Genomic DNA, 17,152 nt, shown 5'->3' with positions numbered 1-17,152 from the left:
ACGCCGTTAACCGTGGGTTGTGAAATCTGTCACAGCCCACGGTTGGGGGCTTCGCTCCTGGCGGCGGGTTAATTGCGCTACGTGCGCAGCGCGGCCAGAATCTCCAGCGCCTGGCTGCGGTGAGCGGGGTCGTAAATATCGATGGTAAACATAAACTCATCCACCGGTAATTCCCGGCACACGGTTTCCAATTGTTCGCGAACGGTGTCGGGTCCACCGACAACCGCCAGGCCCAGGAAGTCTTTAACGGCCGCTTCTTCCTCCGGTGACCACAGCGGGGTCATATCGTCCACGGGTGGTTTCAGCCACAAGGGGTTGCCACGCAGCAAAGAGAGGATGCGCTGGTGGCTGGTGGTGGCCAGGTGGCGTGCCTCCCGGTCTGTGTCGGCGGCAATGAGGGGAAGGCCGAGCATGGCATAGGGTTTGTTTAGGGTTTCAGAGGGCTGGAAACTCTCGCGATAGATGTGCAGTGCTTCGCGTACCAGCCGTGGTGCGAAGTGGCCGGCGAACGCATAAGGCAGTCCACGTTGTGCAGCCAATTGGGCACTGAACAGGCTGGAGCCCAGTAGCCAGATGGGCACTTCGGTACCCGCGCCGGGAATGGCTTTGAGCTTCTGGCCGGGCTTTAGGGGCGCCAGCAGTTGTTGTAACAGCCCGACTTCCTGAGGGAAATCATCGGCGGCGCGCATGTCGCGACGCAGCGCTCGCATGGTGATGGCGTCGGTGCCGGGGGCGCGTCCCAGGCCGAGTTCGATACGCCCCGGATACAGGCAGGCGAGGGTGCCGAATTGTTCAGCGATTACCAGCGGTGGGTGGTTGGGCAGCATGATACCGCCGGAGCCGACTTTGATGCGTTTGGTGCCGCTGGCAATATGTCCAATCAGCACCGAAGTGGCGGCGCTGGCGATGCCTTCCATGTTGTGGTGTTCGGCGAGCCAGAAGCGCTCAAAACCGAGCTCATCGGCTCGCTGGGCGTAGCACAAACTGTGACGCAGTGTATCGGTGATGGTCTCGTCCTCTCGGACAGAGGCGAGTTCGAGCAGGGAGAATTTCTTGTCTTGGAGCAGCATACATCGGTCTCCTTCACATCTGGGTCAGCAACACCTGTAACGGATGTGGAATGGTTACATCATCAATACGCTTAACCTGTGAACGACAGGAATAACCCGTCGCCGTCAGTTTTCCCTCGTGCGCGGGGTTCGCTACCACCTCGGCCCAGGAGAGGCCATAAATCGTTTTCGAGGTATCCACATTGCTGGCTTCATGTCCGTAAGTGCCTGCCATCCCGCAACAACCCGTGTCGATCACATTCAGCGTTTGCCCTAACGTTTGGAACACCGTTTGCCACTGTTTGATGGACCCGGCGGCATTGGTTTTTTCGGTACAGTGAGCGAGCAGAGAAAAATCGCCAGGGCGGAACAAGTCGGTCCGTGCTTCAAGGGTAGCCGTCTGCTGAGAGAGCCACTCCTGCACCAGTGCCACCTCGGGCGCTTCTTGTCCGAGGACTTTGCGGTATTCGCTGCGGTAGGCGAGCGTCATGGACGGTTCGAGCCCTACCAGAGGAATGCCGCTGCGCGCCAGCGCGTTGAGGTGGTTGGCGTTCTTCACGGCCGCCTTGGCAAAGGGGCCGAGAAAGCCGTGGACGTGCAGCGGTTTGCCATTGGGCTTGAAAGGCGCGAGCAGTGGGGTGAAGCCCAGCTTGGTGAGCAGGTCGAGGGTGTCCAGCACCAACTGCGTTTCAAAGTAGCTGGTGAACGCGTCCTGTACGACGATAACGGCTTTTTCCCGCTGTTCCTGACTCAGCGCATCGATATTGGCCGGGCTGGCGTAACGGATGCGGCGTTCCTGCAAGGCGTTATCCAGGGAAATGCCGGTAAGCAGCGGGCTGTCCACCATTCCGGCTAACCGGGCGATGATCGCTTGCATCAGTCGGGGTTTCATCAGGCCGTTGTAAAGCCACGGCGCGCGCGCCAGAGTCGGCATCATAAATTCCAGACCACCAATAAAATAATCCTTTAGCGGTCGCAAATAACGGCTGTAATACAGCTCCAGAAATTTGCTGCGGAAGCTGGGTACATCCACTTTAATAGGACATTGTCCGGTGCAGGATTTGCAGGCCAGGCATCCCATCATGGAGTCGTGGACTTCATGGGAGAAGTCGTAATCCCCGCGCTTTTTGCCCAGCGTGTTTTTTAAGCGTGCAGGGAAACTCAACAAGAACGATTGTTGTCGGACGGCTTCGGCTTCCTCCAGCGGATTGACGTCACGCTCACTTAATTGTTTCAGCCACTCTCGGACCAGTGACGCGCGTCCCTTCGGAGTGTGTGTGCGCTTGCGTGTCCCTTTCCAGGAAGGACACATGGCATCGTTGGGATTCCAGTTGTGACACAGGCCATTGCCGTTACAGTGCATACCGTCGCTGTAGCCTTCCCACACCTGTACGGGAATTTTCCGATCCTGTTCCCCACGCGTGGTAACCCCATCGATTCTCAACAGCTCCAGCTCGGCGGTTGGCGTGGCGATTTTGCCGGGGTTTAATTGATTGCGCGGGTCAAACGCGGCTTTTAGTCGTTGCAATTGCGGGTAGAGTTCGCCGAAGAATTCCGGAGCGTATTCGGAACGCACGCCTTTGCCGTGCTCGCCCCACAGCAGACCCTTGTATTTGCGTACCAGCGCGACCACTTGGTCGGTGATGGGGCGAATCAGGGCGGCCTGCTCGGGGTCTTTCATATCGATGGCCGGGCGCACATGCAAAACGCCCGCATCCACGTGGCCAAACATGCCGTATGTCATGCCGCGCTCGTCCAGCACCTGCCGAAACTCGGCAATAAAATCGGCCAGGTTTTCCGGCGGTACAGCGGTATCTTCCACAAAGGGAATCGGGCGCGCCTCGCCTTCGGCGTTGCCCAGCAACCCCACTGCTTTTTTGCGCATGCCCCAGATTTTTGCCACGGATGCTGAACCCCAGGCGAGACTGTAGCCCAACCTCCCAGGCGAATCGGAGGCTTCCGCGTCCAACTGGTGGGTGAGTCGCTGGACAGCGGTGTTTAAGGAGTCCTCGTCATCGGCGGTGAACTCCACCAGATTGATGCCCTGAATAGACTCGCCGGTGTCCGACGGCGGAAAAAATTCCGAAACGCTGTGCCAGACGATATCGTTCATCGCCAGGTTAAGAACCTTGGAATCCACCGTCTCGATGGATGTGGGCTCGGACTTCATTAATTCGGTGGCATCGCGCAGTGCTGCGTTGAAGTCCCGATAGTTGACCGTGACCAGCGCCGACACCTTGGGAATGGGCAGCAGGTTCAGCTTGGCCTCGGCGATAAAGCCCAGCGTGCCCTCACTGCCGCACAGTACGCTGTTCAGGTCGAACCGGCCGTCCGGGGTGCGCACGTGCGCGAAATCATAACCGGTCAGGCAGCGGTTGAGCCGTGGGAACTTGGCATCGATCAGTGCGGCGTGGTCGGTGTGGATGCGGTTCAGGGTGCGATGTACCTCACCGACCCGGTCATCGCGCTGACAGATGTCGTGCAGCCCGGCATCGTCGACCGGTTGTGAGATCCAGTCGGTGCCGTCGAGGAGCACGGTGCGCAGCGCCAGGACGTGATCGCGGGTTTTGCCGTAGCGACAGGAGCCCTGTCCGGACGCATCGGTATTGATCATGCCGCCAATGGTGGCCCGGTTACTGGTGGACAGGTCCGGTGCAAAAAACAACCCGTGGGGTTTGAGGGCGGTGTTTAACTGGTCTTTAACGACACCACACTGCACACGAGCCCAGCGTTCCTCGATGTTGATTTCGAGAATCTGGTTCATGTATTTGGAGGTATCCACTACGAGACCGTCGGTCAGGGACTGACCGTTGGTGCCGGTGCCGCCGCCGCGAGGGCTGATCACCAGATCGCTGTAGCCCGGCTGGCCGCTCAGTCGAGCCAGGCGAATCAGGTCGTCGACGGTTTTCGGGTAGACGACTCCTTGAGGCAACACCTGATAAATGGAGTTGTCGGTGGCCAGGACGGTGCGGTTGGCGTAGTCGGGGCTCAGGTCTCCCTCGAATCCGGAGTCTTTGAGTGCCTCGATAAAGGCGAGGTAGCGGCTCTGGACCGGGGAGGTATGGCGGATACTCGGTATCATGCGTCGAATGTACAGCTCTTGGGTGTGGGACCGGTATTTTACGGGTTTGGCGGGCTTTCTCCAACGCCCTTCCTCCAATGCCCCTCATCCACGACTTCCCAACTGTAGGGCAATAGACGCCCAGATGGCGATCAGCAGGAGATTGGCGGCCATAAACGCCGCGAAGCGATGGCGAACGTTGTTGTAGCTGAGGTGGATGAGGCCGTGAATGACGCGCAAAACCACAAATCCCCAGGCCAGGGCGATGGGGCCATTCAACCCCAGAGCGAGCGTCGTCACACAGGCCAGATAGAAAAGGACAGGCACCTGAAAGAGGTTGTCGTAGTGCCGGGCGGCCGCCAGCGCTCGGTCTGACGGGGCGCTGGGACCGCTGTTGAGGCGGAAATAGCCCAGTGACACCTCTCCCCGCCGGACTGACCTCACTCGCAGAGCCAGCAGGTACAGGGCGACAAGCAGGGTCCAAAGCATCAAGGTCAGCATGGGTTGCAACATACGTTTTTCTCCGTATCGTCTGTTCTACTGATACAATAGTGCCTTTTCGCCCCGCTGAGCGGCGTTGGGGGCGGTTGAACATCATGATTGCGACAGGACAATAGTAGGACATTTATGATTATCAAACCCAAAGTACGTGGTTTTATCTGCACCAATGCCCACCCCGCCGGCTGTGCCGCCAATGTGCGTGAGCAGATTGATTACACGAAGGCTCAGGGCGACATCAACAATGGCCCCAAAAATGTGCTCGTGATCGGCTGCTCTACCGGCTATGGACTGGCCTCGCGAATTACCGCCGCGTTTGGTGCCGGTGCGAAAACGCTGGGCGTGTGTTTCGAAAAGCCGCCGACCGAGAAGCGCACTGCCTCAGCGGGCTACTACAACACCGCCGCGTTCCACGAGTTTGCCGAGTCGGAAGGGTTGTACGCTCATACGATCAATGGCGATGCGTTTTCCGATGAAATCAAAGCGCAAACCGTTGAACAGATCAAAAAAGATCTCGGCACCGTTGACCTCGTGGTTTACAGCCTGGCCTCTCCGCGTCGCACCGACCCGAAAACCGGCGAGACCTATAACTCGGTGTTGAAGCCTATCGGTCAGGCTTACACCTCCAAAGGGTTGAACACCGACACTCTGAAAATTACCGAGTCGACGGTTGAGCCAGCCAACGAAGAAGAAATTCGCAATACCGTCAAAGTGATGGGCGGTGAAGACTGGGAGTGGTGGATGGATGCGCTGAGCGAGGCGGGTGTGCTCGCTGAAGGGTGCCAGACCACGGCCTACACCTATTTGGGTGACAAACTCACTTGGCCGATTTATGGCAAAGCCACGATTGGCAAGGCCAAAGAAGATCTGGACCGCGCTGCCAAAGCGATTGATGACAAGCTCTCCGGCTTGAACGGTCAGGCGCGTGTGGCGGTGCTCAAGGCGGTCGTCACGCAGGCCAGCTCGGCGATTCCGGTCATGCCGCTGTACATGTCTATTTTGTTCAAGGTGATGAAAGCGCAAGGTACCCACGAAGACTGCATTGAGCAGCTGCAACGTTTGTTCGTGGAGTGTCTGTTCAGCGCTAACCCGCGCCTGGACAGTGATGGCCGTTTCCGCGTCGACGAGTTGGAGCTGGACCCGGCGGTGCAGGCCAAGGTCGAGGAAGTCTGGCCTCAGGTGACCGAGGAAAACCTGTTCGAGCTGACCGACTACAAAGGGTACAACGACGGCTTCCTGAGGCTGTTTGGCTTTGGGGTCCCCGGTGTGGACTACGAGGCCGATATCAGCCCCTTGGTTAAAGCGCCTTTTTAACCACTGGTGAAGAGGTTTGGGGCGGGGCATCGTTCCCGTCTCCCTCTCTCCGTACCCCTGCCGCTAAGTACGCCCTGAAACTACAGTGCCATAACGATTTATGCGTCTAATTCAATTGATTGCCGGTGCGCTCGGTTTTTTTCTGTACGGGCTGACGGTGGCCCTTGTCTTCATCCTGATCATGCCATTGGCCTTGATCAAGTGGGTCGTTCCTGCCTGGCGTCGGCCTTGTAACCGGCTGCTTGATGGCATCGCCAGCGCCTGGATTGAAGTCAATAGCTGGCACCAGCGTTGGCTGACCGGCACGGAGATTCACGTCAGCGGCGATGTGAATGCGCTGAGCCGTAATGAGTGGTACATGCTCATCGCCAATCACCAGAGCTGGGTGGACATTATGATCCTGCTGCGGTTGTTCAATCGCCGCATTCCTTACGTGAAATTCTTTTTCAAGCAGGAATTACTCTGGGTCCCGTTTTTCGGCCAGGCGATGTGGGCATTGGACTTTCCCGTTATGCGTCGGCGCAGCAAAATGTCCCGCCGTCCCGGTGAGGATGATGATCTGGCGCGCACCCGCCGCGCTTGTGAGGTCTATCGTCACAGTCCGGTGACGATTATTAATTTCCTGGAAGGTACGCGTTTCACTCCGGAGAAGCATGCCCGTCAGATGCGTCAGCGCAATGGCGGCACGTTTCAGCATTTGCTCAAGCCCAAGGCAGGGGGCTTTGCCTTTACGTTGGCGGCGATGGATGGTCAGCTTCACAAATTGTTGGATGTCACACTTCACTACCCCGATGGGCCGCCGTCCTTCTGGGATTACGCCTGCGGTCGTGTGCAACGTGTTAATGTGCATTGGCGAGTGCTGCCCATCCCCGATACGATGATTGGCGACTACCCTGGCGATAAGGAATTTCGTGCCCGTTTTCAGCAATGGGTTAACCAGCTGTGGAAAGAGAAAGACCAGCAGCTCGACACAATGAATAACACGCCCAAACATACTGGGGCTGACCTTGGATGAGATCGAACACTGTCTATGGCCGATAATCGCTTTCCGCGTCACTTGTTGAAACCCCGCCACTGGCCGACCTGGCTGGGTTTTGGTATGTGGTACCTGCTGGCGCAGTTACCCTACCGCCTGCAATGGAAGTGTGCCAACGTGCTGGCTCCCTTGTTGCGTCGCAACAAAAAGCGTTTGAAGTACGCGCGCCGCAACCTTGAACTGTGTTTTCCGGAAAAGAGCGACGCAGAGCGTGAGCAATTGCTGAACGACAACATTGCCTCCACCGCGATGACCGTGTTCGAGACCGGCATTGCCTGGTTCTGGCCTAAATGGCGTTTCAAGAAACTCTACACGGTAAGCGGGCTGGAACACTTGGAACAGGCACAGCAAGACGGGCAGGGCGCCCTGTTGCTCAGTTTACATTTCACGACACTGGAAATTGGCACCGCGCTACTGGGGCAAGAAGCGGATTTCGACGGTATGTATCGTCCCCATGGCAATGCCGTCTATGATTACATCCAGCGACAACGCCGTCAGCGTCACACACAGGACGCCATCGCCATCCCCCGGGAAGGCGTGCGCACCATGATCACCCGGCTGCGCAAGGGCCACTTTATCTGGTACGCACCCGACCGCGACCTGGGCGATAAAAACAGCCTCTTCGTTCCCTTCTTCGGTGTACCCGCAGCCACCGTGAGCGCCACCGGTAAAATCATCTCCATGGGCCGCGCCAAAGTCATTCCCTTCTCGCAATACCGTTTGCCGGACGGGAAGGGCTACGAACTGGTTATCCATCCCCCCTTCGAACATTTTCCGACCGGGGATGACTACGAAGACACCCTGCGGGTCAACCAGTTTATGGAAAAGGAAATTCGCAAGCACCCAGCGCAATACTTCTGGGCCCAGCCCCGCTTCAAAAGCCGCCCGGAAGGCGAATCTCCTCTGTATTCCTAACACAAGAGATGAAGCGGTTTCAGACAGAGGCCGGGGAGGTGGCACAGAGGCTCAGGGGCGGATGGGGGCTTACGCAACCCTCGTTTCAGGGAGAAACGTGGGAGCTCCAGGGATGGATACATGCGTTTGCGTAAGCCCCCATCCGCCCCTGAGCCGGGCTCTCTGTACCGGCATTTATCGCAGATAGACGCGCTTTGTTAAGCCTCCGCAATCGCCCCTTTATTCATCCCCTCAAACGCCTGCACCCGAATAACACTCGTCGGATACTCAGACTTCGTCACCGCCGCGATATGCGCCGCAATCAACTCCACCGTTGTGTCCGTCTCCATCAGGTAGCAGCAACGCTGCGGTAAGGTGATCTCGAACTCTCCCTGTGGCGCGGTGTAGGCAAAGCGGTACGTATCGTCCTCTTCTGCGACCAGATCCTCACGCGTCCCGAGATAAATGTCCCGCAGTCGGCTAGCCCAGTCGCCTTCCAGAGCGGGGGAGGGAATATCATCCGCCCAAATGGCGATTTTCGAGCGATGGCCATGAGCAATACGCTGGCAGTTGCCGTCGTGTTTCTTCAGCCCGTGGCTGTAATGATAAAACGCGCTTTCGATAAGCTCGGTGGTAAACGTGAGCTCCAACTGTGTGCCGGTCGGGAACAGCGCGGCGGCCTCAAGCTCCCGGCAGCACCACTGCGCCACACTCTCCCGTGTCAGTTCAACAGTATCGATCAGTGCCACAGCCTGGTGTGGGCAACGCAGCGAGAGCGTTTCGCCACGGTCTCCAAAACGCCAATTGAGTGTTAGGTAATCCCCCTTTTCCTCTAGCGTCAGATTGGGGGATTGCCGGGGCACCAGCAGACGGTGGTCGAGTTCGTTATCCAGCCAGGTTTTCAGTGCTTTTTTTACGGTACTGAAGTCACACACCATGCCCTGATCATCCAACTCGCCCTTCAGTTTTACGTCCGCCAGCCAGGTTTCGCCCAGCAGTCCGCGTCGAGCTTCCAGAAAACTGAAATCAACGGTGGCCAGATTGTCGACAAACAGCAGCATAGAACATCACTCGGGGTTGGATGGGGAAGACGCCATGATAACAGTTGAAGATGTGGCTGTGCAGGGCGGGCGGTTCAGGGGAGGGGGAGATGGTTCACAAACAGGCAGTGCCCGGACGCACAAAACGTCCGGGCTGGAGGGCTTTTAGTAGAGGTAGACCGCGCCTGAATCCGTTGCGCTGTCGTCACCGCGGTCACCATTAATACCGGTGGCGGCACTGTCCTCGCGAGGGGCGCCTACCGCGAGCATCTTGCCGTCGCCGGAGAGGCTGAGGCCGTTGCCAAAGCTGTCATAGGTGTCCGTATTGGCGGATTTAATGTAGGCCGTTTCTGACCAGCCATCGTTACCGCGCTCAAAATAATACACCGCGCCACTGCGTTCTTTGGAGGCATCATCAGAAACCCCGTTTATGCCGGTTTCGGCACTGGCATCGCGCAAGCTACTGATCGCCAGCTGATCGCCGCTGGCAGACAAACGGACCAGATGACCAAAGCGCAAGTTGGTCATGCTGTTGGACGCTTTCAAGAACGCGCCTTGTTCCCAACCGCTGCTGTCACGCTCGAACACATAGACAGCGCCGCTGTAGAGGGCGAGTGTGTCCAGATTGCCAAAATCATGCGCATCGGAGCCATCGCTGACGCCGGTTTGGGTGCTTAAGTCGCCCGGCATTGATACGGCCAGTGTATTGCCGTCCGAGGAAAGACTCAGCGCGGCCCCAAAGTTCTGCCGGTAACCATTGTTAAAGTAGAGGCTGTTGGGAATGTCGTTGTAGGTGCGATCCGGCTTGAGATAGGCGGACTGGGACCATTCGTTATCTGTCCGGTCAAAGACAAACACGGCGCCCGTGCCGGGGCGGTTGGTGTTGTCCTCATCGCCGTCCACACCAGTGGCGATGCTTGAGTCCCCGGGAGCCCCTACCGCCAAGCGGTTGCCCTCGGAGGACAGTGCGAGCGATTCACCAAAGAGGTGATTTTGAACGCTGTTCGAGGGCTTGATATACGCCTGTTGAGCCCATGTGTCACCGCTGTCGGTAAAGACATACACCGCGCCGACGTTGCCGAGATCATTCAGGCTCTCGTCGCCGTTGATGCCGGTGGCGCTACTGGCCTCGTAGATGGCGCTCACAGCCAGGGTAAGACCGTCTCCGGAGATCGCCACACGGTGACCAAAGCGATCACTGGCATTCGGCGGTGGTTCGTTCGCGTCCTCGTCACCGCTGCCATCCTCTGTGGTGTCCTCTTCTTCCTCCTCGCCCTCTTCGGGCGCTGCATCGGCATTGGAGGCTTTCAGGAACGCATTTTGGGTCCAGCCGGACTCATCGCGCTTAAAGACATAAACCGCCCCGGTGTTAACGGCGTCATTGTCGTCGCTGTCCGGGTTTACACCGCTGCCGCTGCTGTCCTCTAACGGAACACCGACAGCCAGTACGTCACCGTTGGCGGAGAGGGAGAGCTGGGCGCCGAACCGGTCGTTGTAAACCGTTGTATCACGGCCGTCCTCATTCTCGGAGGGTGCTTCGGTGTTGGAGGCCTTCAAGTAGGCCTCCTGTAACCACAAGCCGTCGTTTAGATGGAATACATAGACGGCGCCTGCCCCAAAGACGGCGTCGTCGCTTTGGTCGCCGTCGACGCCCCGCGCCTGACTCGCTTCACGAATGGCGCCCACGGCTAACGTTCGGCCATCTTCCGACAGGGCCAGACTCCAGCCGAACCAGTCGGCCTCTCCCGTGTTGGAGGCTTTAATGTAACCAATGGCATCGAGCATTGCGGTTGTGGACAGCTGCGCATTGGAGTCCTGAGACTCGTTGCAGTCCGCGTCCAGACAGGCTTCCACAATGTACATGGCGTCCTGCCACTGGTGTTGATGCACGGCAATCGTGTCCGTGGCTGCTGCGGTGGTCAGGTTGCCCTGTCCTTCCACGACGGAGTAGCCACTGTTGCCATCGGGGTCTTTCAGTAGTCGGTAGTGGTCCGCGCCTTCAACGGCAGTCCAGGAAAAGTGCAGCTGTTTGGGCTCGGTGGAGACGACATTGATGTCGGGCCACTGCGCGTCGGTGATCCCGCCGGTGTTGTCGGCGTTGTCGATGCCGCCACTGTAGCTGGAGCTGGAAGAGCTAGGGCTGGAACTGGAAGAACCGCTGGAGTTGTCGTTATCGCTGCCACAGGCGCTCAGGGTGAGCACCAGCATGAAGGGCAACCAGTAACGGCCCGAGGAAAACATACCTTTGTCTCGAGTGTTGCGCATGCCTGTCTGTACCTGAAATGGGGAGAAGCCCGCGATTCTCGACGCCTGCGAGTCTCGTGTCAAATCAAAGAGGGCGCCGAGGCGTTTGGACCCCCTGCTACGCCAGAAAATTCCCTCCTGCACTGGGAAATCCTAAACGGTGGGCCTGGCTGGGTCTGGGTAGCGGGGGGTGACGGAAAGTTGTCAAGATGCAGATGAATTCGACGACAATTGTGCTAGTATGTCCGATCTTTGTCGTCGTGCCCGGCTTCAAGCCAGGCATAATTTAGGTCCGTGGTTGGCTGGATGCGGAAGCGGAGTCCGTGATGATAACCGTTCGAGAGCTAATGACGTCGGTGGGGACTCAGGTTCGCCCTGACCAACGTTTGACCGAAGTGCTGGTGCTGATGCGACAGAACCGGCACTCTTGCGCTGTGGTTCGCGCCGCGCCGCCAGAGACAGAAAAAGATCTCGGGTCCTGTGAACGTGGCGTTCTCGGTCTTATTCGCGAACAGGACCTGCTGAATGTTCTGCATGAGGTGCTGATCTCTGGCGAACTGGATGTCGGCTGTGCACGGGATGTGATGATGGCCGACCCGATGTGCGTGCCCGCGTCGGCGTCGTTGCTGGATGCCCTCAAGTTGGCGCAGGAATCTGGGCAACGTCAGATGCCGGTGGTTGACGAGCGTCATCAGTTGGTCGGCATGATTACCCAAACCGATATCGCCCAGGCCTATATCCATATTCTGGAGCGTCAGTCCGAACTGGTGACGGCCAACCGTGCGCTGAAGGCAGAGTCGCTTCAGGACTCGCTACTGACGATCGGTAACCGCCGGGCCATGGAACGCGACTTGAAAAGGCTGTTCGCTCAGCCCGGGCGACAGTTTGCGTTGGCGTTGCTCGATCTCGACTGGTTTAAAAAGTACAACGATCTATACGGCCACCAGGCGGGAGACCGCGCGCTGCAACAAGTCAGTGGCGCGATTAAACGACACATGCGCCAAGGCGACTCTTTGTACCGGTACGGGGGCGAGGAGCTGCTGTTGCTGATGACGGATACTGACCTGGAGGGAGCATGGCAGGGAGCCAACCGGGTGCGCGAGGCCGTGCAGCAGCTGGGTATCGAGCATGCGGACAGCCCGCTTCAGATGTTGACGCTCAGCGCTGGCGTGGCCAGTGACCCCAAGGCCGATTTACAGACATTAATTGCCTATGCTGATGCGGCCCTCTATTTTGCCAAAACGCACGGTCACAACTGTGTGGTTCGCTCCAGTGACCAGGGTGTAGAAGATGTGCTGGAAGGCACTCATCCATGAACTCCGCGCGATAAAGCAATCCCCATTCGATTTTGCAAAACGCTCTCCCGACGATCCGTTTACCCATTTACCGCGTATTAGTGATCGATTTTAATCGCGGCGGTGGTTTGCAATCGGTTTCGTACAAAATTCACACAATTTTCACTTGTAGTTCCGGTAGCGATGCGTACACTGCCGCCCTTCAATGATTCCGAAGGAACGCTGTTTTATGTTTCATCCAGCAGTAGAAACGTTCTCCATGACCAACCGGCTGGGGCAGCCGGTAGACTTGGGCGTCAGATTTCTCCCCGGCGAGCATCGCGATACGTTGTTCGTGAGCGCTCCCCGCCAACAGGCCTCCAGCTTCTTTGGTAAAAACGCTGAGTCTTTCCTGAAACAGCTGATGGATTGCCTGCCGTTAAAACCCTCACGCCTGCATATCATTGAACTACGAGGAGAGCCGACGGCGCCCGAATTCTGGCGCTGGCGGGCGGCCGAGTGGGTCGGTACGTCGCCGGTGGCACTGAGCGCCGAACCCGTTGCCACCTCTGGATTGCGCGCTTCCCTGGAGACGCTATTGGCCGACTGCTCGCCGACGGAGGTTATGCGCGCAGAAGCGGGCTAACGCCAAGCGTGCCCGTGCACACTCGGCAGAGGCGCACTACAGCGTGGTTTCACTCGCCGTCAATATTTTGATTGGTGGTGTGTCCCGTGCTGTGTTGGCGGCGCAGTTGTCGAGCGGCGGCCACCATATGGGTCAGTGCGGCTTCGGTTTCCGGCCAGCCCCGGGTTTTCAAACCGCAGTCGGGGTTAACCCACAAGCGCTCTTTCGGTAAGCGACGTTCGGCCCCTTCCATTAATGACACCATGGATTCTACTTCCGGTACATTGGGTGAGTGAATGTCATACACGCCCGGGCCGATGTCATTGGGGTACTGGAATTGCTCGAAAGCGTCCAGTAATTCCCCCTGTGAACGAGAGGTCTCAATGGTGATGACATCGGCGTCCAGTGCCGCGATTGCATCAATAATGTCGTTGAACTCGGAATAACACATATGGGTGTGGATCTGGGTTTCGTCGTTCACGCCGCAAGCGCTTAATCGAAAGGCGTCCACCGCCCAGTCCAGATACGCCTGCCACTCACTACGATGCAGAGGCAACCCTTCGCGCAATGCCGGCTCATCGATCTGAATGATTTTGATATCGGCAGCCTCGAGATCGGTCACCTCATCGCGCAGAGCCAGCGCAATCTGACGCGCCGTGGTGGCACGGGGTTGATCATCTCGCACGAAGGACCAAAAGAGCATGGTAATGGGGCCGGTCAACATGCCTTTTACCGGCTTTCGGCTCAGGGACTGCGCGTAGCGGGCCCACTGGACGGTCATCGCTCGCGGTCGGGACACATCGCCGAAAATGATCGGCGGTTTTACGCAACGCGAACCGTAGCTTTGCACCCATCCAAAGCGGGTAAAGGCGTAACCATCCAGTTGTTCGCCGAAATATTCGACCATGTCATTGCGCTCGGCCTCGCCATGAACCAGTACGTCCAGGCCGATCTGTTCCTGGCGGGCAATGGTGTCGGCAATCTCTTCGCGCATCCGGCTCTGGTATTCCACGGGCGAGAGATCCCCACGCTTCCAGTCACGCCGGGCTTGGCGAATAGCCGTGGTCTGTGGGAAAGACCCAATGGTGGTGGTGGGGTAAAGCGGCAGTTGCAGCAGCGCTTGCTGTTTTTTGATTCTCTGCGCAAATGCGCTGTGTCGATGAGTGTCCCGGGCGGTGATCGCGCAGAGGCGTTCTTGCACCGCTTTGCGGTGGATGCGCCCGGAGGTGCGGCGGGACTCGGCCGCCTTGTCGCTCTCGGCCAAAGCGGCTTTTGCGGCGTCGTCCGGCGCTTCGGACAACAAGCGGGACAGCACAGACACCTCCCGGGCTTTTTGCAGCGCAAAGGCCAGCCAGCTTTTCAGTTCAGGGTCCAGTTGATCCTCTCTGTTGAGATCGACCGGCACGTGTAACAGCGAGCAGGAAGTCGACAGCCACAGGCGCTGCCCCAGACGTTCGTGAATTTCGGACAGTTCATCGCGTACCCGGCGCAAGTCGGTACGCCAGATATTGCGGCCATTGACGATTCCTACGGAAAGAATTTTGTGGGTGGGCAGGCGATCGACCACGTTGCGTAACGGTTCCGCAGAGCGAACGGCATCGATATGCAAGCCTGCAACGGGAAGTTGCACCGCCGTCGCCAGGTTGTCCTTCAGGGCGCCGAAATAGGTGGCGAGCAGTAGCTTTGGCGTGTGAGTCTGAAGTGTGTGATAGGCGTGTTCAAACGCTTGACGCCAGGCATCTGGCAAGTCCAGCACAAGTATCGGCTCATCAATTTGCACCCATTCGGCACCCGCCTCAGCCAGCGCGGCGAGCAATTCGTTGTAGGCGGGGAGCAGGTTATCCAGCAGGCTGAGTCGATCAAATGACCCCGACTTTTCCTTCCCCAGCCACAGGTAGCTCAAGGGCCCCAGAATAACGGGTTTTACGGCGTGGCCCAGGGCGATGGCCTCACGGGTTTCGTCGATGATTTGCGTATAGCTGAGAGCAAACGTCTGCGCGGGATGAAGCTCGGGCACCAGATAGTGATAGTTGGTATCGAACCATTTGGTCATTTCGCAGGCGGCGCTGGGCTCGCCAACTGGGGCGCGTCCCCGTGCCATGCGGAATAGAGTGTCGATATCCACATCGCGGCAGGGCGCCCTGGGAGCGACCACCGGATCGCCCTCGCTGGAGGCAGGAGCGCCGTTGCGGTGACGGCTCGGGACATTTCCGAAGGTTGCCGACAGCGTCAGCACCTGATCGTACCAGGCAAAATCACCAGTGGGCACCAGATCAAGGCCAGCGTCGGCCTGTAGGCGCCAGTGGTGTTCACGCAAAATACGGCCGGTTTCTTCGAGCGATTCCAGGGAGGCTTCGCCACGCCAGTAGGCTTCCTGTGCCCGTTTCAGTTCGCGGTCCGCGCCGATTCTCGGAAAACCAAAGGAGTGAGTGTGAACGTGACTCATAGTAATACTCGACTGTGGGGAAGAAGAGAAAGTGCTTAGCGGGTATTGTGGGAAAAGTGCTATGATGAATCAAACGGGGTTTTTTCAGATTTATTATGAATTTTATTAATTTTTATGTGAGTGCTTGCTAAGCACAAGCGCGGTAGGATTTTTGAGTATGCTGGAAATACGTCATCTGAAAACACTGGTTGCGTTAAGAGAAACCGGCTCCCTGGTCGAGGCCGCTGAGCGCGTACACCTGACGCAATCCGCTTTGTCACATCAGCTTAAAGACCTTGAAGGGCGCTTGGGGGGCGAGCTGTTTGTACGCAAAAGTCGCCCGGTGCGTTTTACCCCCGCCGGCAAGCGCGTGTTGGCACTCGCCGATGACGTGCTCGAGAAGCTGGAGCACGCCGAGCGTGATCTCAATAAGCTATTGCACGGTGAAGCCGGGCGCTTGAATATGGCCATCGAGTGCCACAGCTGTTTCAACTGGTTGATGCCAACGATTGAAAGTTATCGGGATCACTGGCCCGCCGTGGAGCTGGATTTTGCGGGTGGGTTTACCTTTGAACCGCTTCCCGCGCTGGTGCAGGGGGATATCGATCTGGTAGTGACGGCGGACCCACAGCTGATTCGCGGTGTTGAATATGTGCCGCTGTTTTCCTATGAAATGCAATTCGCGCTGGCACGTACCCACCCTTTGGCGAAGCGTGAGTGGTTGAGCCCGGAGGATCTGCGGGACCAGACGTTGATCACTTATCCTGTTGAGCGCGGTCGGCTTGATGTGTTCAAGCAGTTTTTGGAGCCGGCGGGAGTGGAGCCGGGCGCGGTGCGCACAGCGGAGCTGACGTTGATGATGGTGCAATTGGTCGCCAATGAGCGCGGTGTGGCGGCGCTGCCAAACTGGGTGCTGGCGGAGTACGCCTCTCAATCGTTGATTACCGTGCGGCCCGCTGGGGCTCAAGGCATCTGGCCGATCCTGTATGCGGCCATCCGGGAGAGCCAGGTGGATGCGCCCTATATGCAGGACTTTCTGAAACTGGCGCGAGAGCATTGTCTGAAGCACTTGTCCGGGGTCCGGCGCGTCTCTGGCCAGGGGTCGCAGGATGTTGTGAAGGAGTGATCTTTTGAGGGGGGCGTAGACCGGGGCTCTTTGTGCGAGCCCTCAGTTCACGCCGGGGTTTGCTAGCCTAACGCTTTGATAGCGGCTTCATAATCCGGTTCGTCGGCTACTTCGCTCACCAGCTGTGTGTAACGCACTTTTCCTTCCTCATCCAGGACCACAACGGCTCTCGCATCAAGACCGGTGAGTGGTCCTTCTGTCATTTTCACCCCATAGTCTTCTGCAAAAGACGAGCGAAACGCCGAGGCGGGAATAACCTGATCGAGGCCTTCGGCTCCGCAAAATCTCGCCATGGCAAAGGGCAGGTCCTGAGAGACACAAAGCACCACGGTGTTGTCCAGTTGGCTGGCCTGCTCGTTAAAAGCCCTCACCGACTGAGCGCAGGTCGGCGTATCTACGCTCGGAAAAATATTCAGCACTACGCGCTTGCCTTTAAATTCACTGATGCGAATCTCGGACAGGTCGGTTTTTACCAGAGTGGCATCAGGGGCTGAGTTGCCTTTTGCCGGTAAATCACCACTGGTTTTGAATGGGCTGCCTTTGAGTGTAACGGTTGCCATGCTGTG

The 17,152-nt window shown here is 57.8% G+C and carries 13 protein-coding genes; 6 read left to right on the top strand and 7 right to left on the bottom strand.

The features are described 5' to 3' along the window. Positions 1–77: 77 nt before the first annotated feature. The 3 genes from ACQCLF_RS01180 to ACQCLF_RS01170 all read right to left on the bottom strand — a co-directional run bounded on the left by ACQCLF_RS01180 (position 78) and on the right by ACQCLF_RS01170 (position 4,623). Positions 78–1,070 carry an LLM class flavin-dependent oxidoreductase gene (locus ACQCLF_RS01180; RefSeq protein ID WP_426984393.1) on the bottom strand — a complete coding sequence of 331 codons (993 nt, stop codon included), beginning with the start codon at positions 1,068–1,070 and terminating at the stop codon, positions 78–80. A gap of 13 nt (positions 1,071–1,083) precedes the next feature. Then, entirely contained in the window at positions 1,084–4,131 is a 3,048-nt protein-coding gene (gene ydiJ, locus ACQCLF_RS01175; protein WP_426984392.1) for a D-2-hydroxyglutarate dehydrogenase YdiJ, read from the bottom strand. An 84-nt stretch (positions 4,132–4,215) separates the two neighbouring features. Then, complete coding sequence (locus ACQCLF_RS01170; protein ID WP_426984391.1) at positions 4,216–4,623, bottom strand: MAPEG family protein; 408 nt, start codon at positions 4,621–4,623, stop codon at positions 4,216–4,218. Positions 4,624–4,737: 114 nt separating this feature from the next. Here ACQCLF_RS01170 and fabV point away from each other — a divergent pair, with 114 nt between their 5' ends. The 3 genes from fabV (at position 4,738) to lpxL (ending at position 7,873) form a co-directional block, all read left to right on the top strand. Further along, positions 4,738–5,922, top strand: a complete 1,185-nt coding sequence (gene fabV, locus ACQCLF_RS01165; protein WP_426984390.1) for an enoyl-ACP reductase FabV — start codon at positions 4,738–4,740, stop codon at positions 5,920–5,922. 100 nt (positions 5,923–6,022) lie between these two features. Continuing rightward, positions 6,023–6,937 carry an acyltransferase gene (locus tag ACQCLF_RS01160; RefSeq protein WP_426984389.1) on the top strand — a complete coding sequence of 305 codons (915 nt, stop codon included), beginning with the start codon at positions 6,023–6,025 and terminating at the stop codon, positions 6,935–6,937. A 15-nt stretch (positions 6,938–6,952) separates the two neighbouring features. Next, entirely contained in the window at positions 6,953–7,873 is a 921-nt protein-coding gene (lpxL, locus tag ACQCLF_RS01155) for an LpxL/LpxP family Kdo(2)-lipid IV(A) lauroyl/palmitoleoyl acyltransferase (protein ID WP_426984388.1), read from the top strand. Positions 7,874–8,070: 197 nt separating this feature from the next. On the opposite strand, the gene ACQCLF_RS01150 is transcribed toward lpxL, so the two are convergent. Together ACQCLF_RS01150 and ACQCLF_RS01145 are read right to left on the bottom strand one after the other, a co-directional pair. Further along, positions 8,071–8,913 (bottom strand): 6-carboxytetrahydropterin synthase, encoded by an 843-nt coding sequence (locus tag ACQCLF_RS01150; RefSeq protein ID WP_426984387.1) that lies wholly within the window; start codon positions 8,911–8,913, stop codon positions 8,071–8,073. 144 nt (positions 8,914–9,057) lie between these two features. Then, positions 9,058–11,157 (bottom strand): hypothetical protein, encoded by a 2,100-nt coding sequence (locus tag ACQCLF_RS01145; protein WP_426984386.1) that lies wholly within the window; start codon positions 11,155–11,157, stop codon positions 9,058–9,060. A gap of 305 nt (positions 11,158–11,462) precedes the next feature. Here ACQCLF_RS01145 and ACQCLF_RS01140 point away from each other — a divergent pair, with 305 nt between their 5' ends. Further along, the gene (locus tag ACQCLF_RS01140) at positions 11,463–12,452 is read left to right on the top strand and encodes a diguanylate cyclase (protein WP_426984385.1); all 990 of its coding nucleotides are present in this window, start codon (positions 11,463–11,465) and stop codon (positions 12,450–12,452) included. A 208-nt stretch (positions 12,453–12,660) separates the two neighbouring features. After that, positions 12,661–13,056, top strand: a complete 396-nt coding sequence (locus tag ACQCLF_RS01135; protein WP_426984384.1) for a hypothetical protein — start codon at positions 12,661–12,663, stop codon at positions 13,054–13,056. Positions 13,057–13,105: 49 nt separating this feature from the next. On the opposite strand, the gene metE is transcribed toward ACQCLF_RS01135, so the two are convergent. Further along, positions 13,106–15,481, bottom strand: a complete 2,376-nt coding sequence (metE, locus tag ACQCLF_RS01130; RefSeq protein WP_426984383.1) for a 5-methyltetrahydropteroyltriglutamate--homocysteine S-methyltransferase — start codon at positions 15,479–15,481, stop codon at positions 13,106–13,108. 157 nt (positions 15,482–15,638) lie between these two features. Between metE and ACQCLF_RS01125 the strand changes: the two genes are divergently transcribed. After that, complete coding sequence (locus ACQCLF_RS01125; RefSeq protein ID WP_426984382.1) at positions 15,639–16,586, top strand: LysR family transcriptional regulator; 948 nt, start codon at positions 15,639–15,641, stop codon at positions 16,584–16,586. Positions 16,587–16,648: 62 nt separating this feature from the next. On the opposite strand, the gene tpx is transcribed toward ACQCLF_RS01125, so the two are convergent. Further along, positions 16,649–17,146, bottom strand: a complete 498-nt coding sequence (tpx, locus tag ACQCLF_RS01120) for a thiol peroxidase (RefSeq protein WP_426984381.1) — start codon at positions 17,144–17,146, stop codon at positions 16,649–16,651. Between the last annotated feature and the right edge of the window lie 6 nt (positions 17,147–17,152).

The organism is Marinimicrobium sp. ARAG 43.8, assembly GCF_050113635.1.
GTDB lineage: Bacteria > Pseudomonadota > Gammaproteobacteria > Pseudomonadales > Cellvibrionaceae > Marinimicrobium.
Note: the sequence above shows the minus strand (reverse complement) of the source record. Positions and strands in the feature narration are given on the sequence as shown.

Coding starts and splice junctions, on each gene's coding strand:
- ACQCLF_RS01180 (WP_426984393.1), bottom strand. CDS start 1,070: ATGCTGCTCCAAGACAAGAAATTCTCCCTGCTCGAACTCGCCTCTGTC.
- ydiJ (WP_426984392.1), bottom strand. CDS start 4,131: ATGATACCGAGTATCCGCCATACCTCCCCGGTCCAGAGCCGCTACCTC.
- ACQCLF_RS01170 (WP_426984391.1), bottom strand. CDS start 4,623: ATGTTGCAACCCATGCTGACCTTGATGCTTTGGACCCTGCTTGTCGCC.
- fabV (WP_426984390.1), top strand. CDS start 4,738: ATGATTATCAAACCCAAAGTACGTGGTTTTATCTGCACCAATGCCCAC.
- ACQCLF_RS01160 (WP_426984389.1), top strand. CDS start 6,023: ATGCGTCTAATTCAATTGATTGCCGGTGCGCTCGGTTTTTTTCTGTAC.
- lpxL (WP_426984388.1), top strand. CDS start 6,953: ATGGCCGATAATCGCTTTCCGCGTCACTTGTTGAAACCCCGCCACTGG.
- ACQCLF_RS01150 (WP_426984387.1), bottom strand. CDS start 8,913: ATGCTGCTGTTTGTCGACAATCTGGCCACCGTTGATTTCAGTTTTCTG.
- ACQCLF_RS01145 (WP_426984386.1), bottom strand. CDS start 11,157: ATGCGCAACACTCGAGACAAAGGTATGTTTTCCTCGGGCCGTTACTGG.
- ACQCLF_RS01140 (WP_426984385.1), top strand. CDS start 11,463: ATGATAACCGTTCGAGAGCTAATGACGTCGGTGGGGACTCAGGTTCGC.
- ACQCLF_RS01135 (WP_426984384.1), top strand. CDS start 12,661: ATGTTTCATCCAGCAGTAGAAACGTTCTCCATGACCAACCGGCTGGGG.
- metE (WP_426984383.1), bottom strand. CDS start 15,481: ATGAGTCACGTTCACACTCACTCCTTTGGTTTTCCGAGAATCGGCGCG.
- ACQCLF_RS01125 (WP_426984382.1), top strand. CDS start 15,639: ATGCTGGAAATACGTCATCTGAAAACACTGGTTGCGTTAAGAGAAACC.
- tpx (WP_426984381.1), bottom strand. CDS start 17,146: ATGGCAACCGTTACACTCAAAGGCAGCCCATTCAAAACCAGTGGTGAT.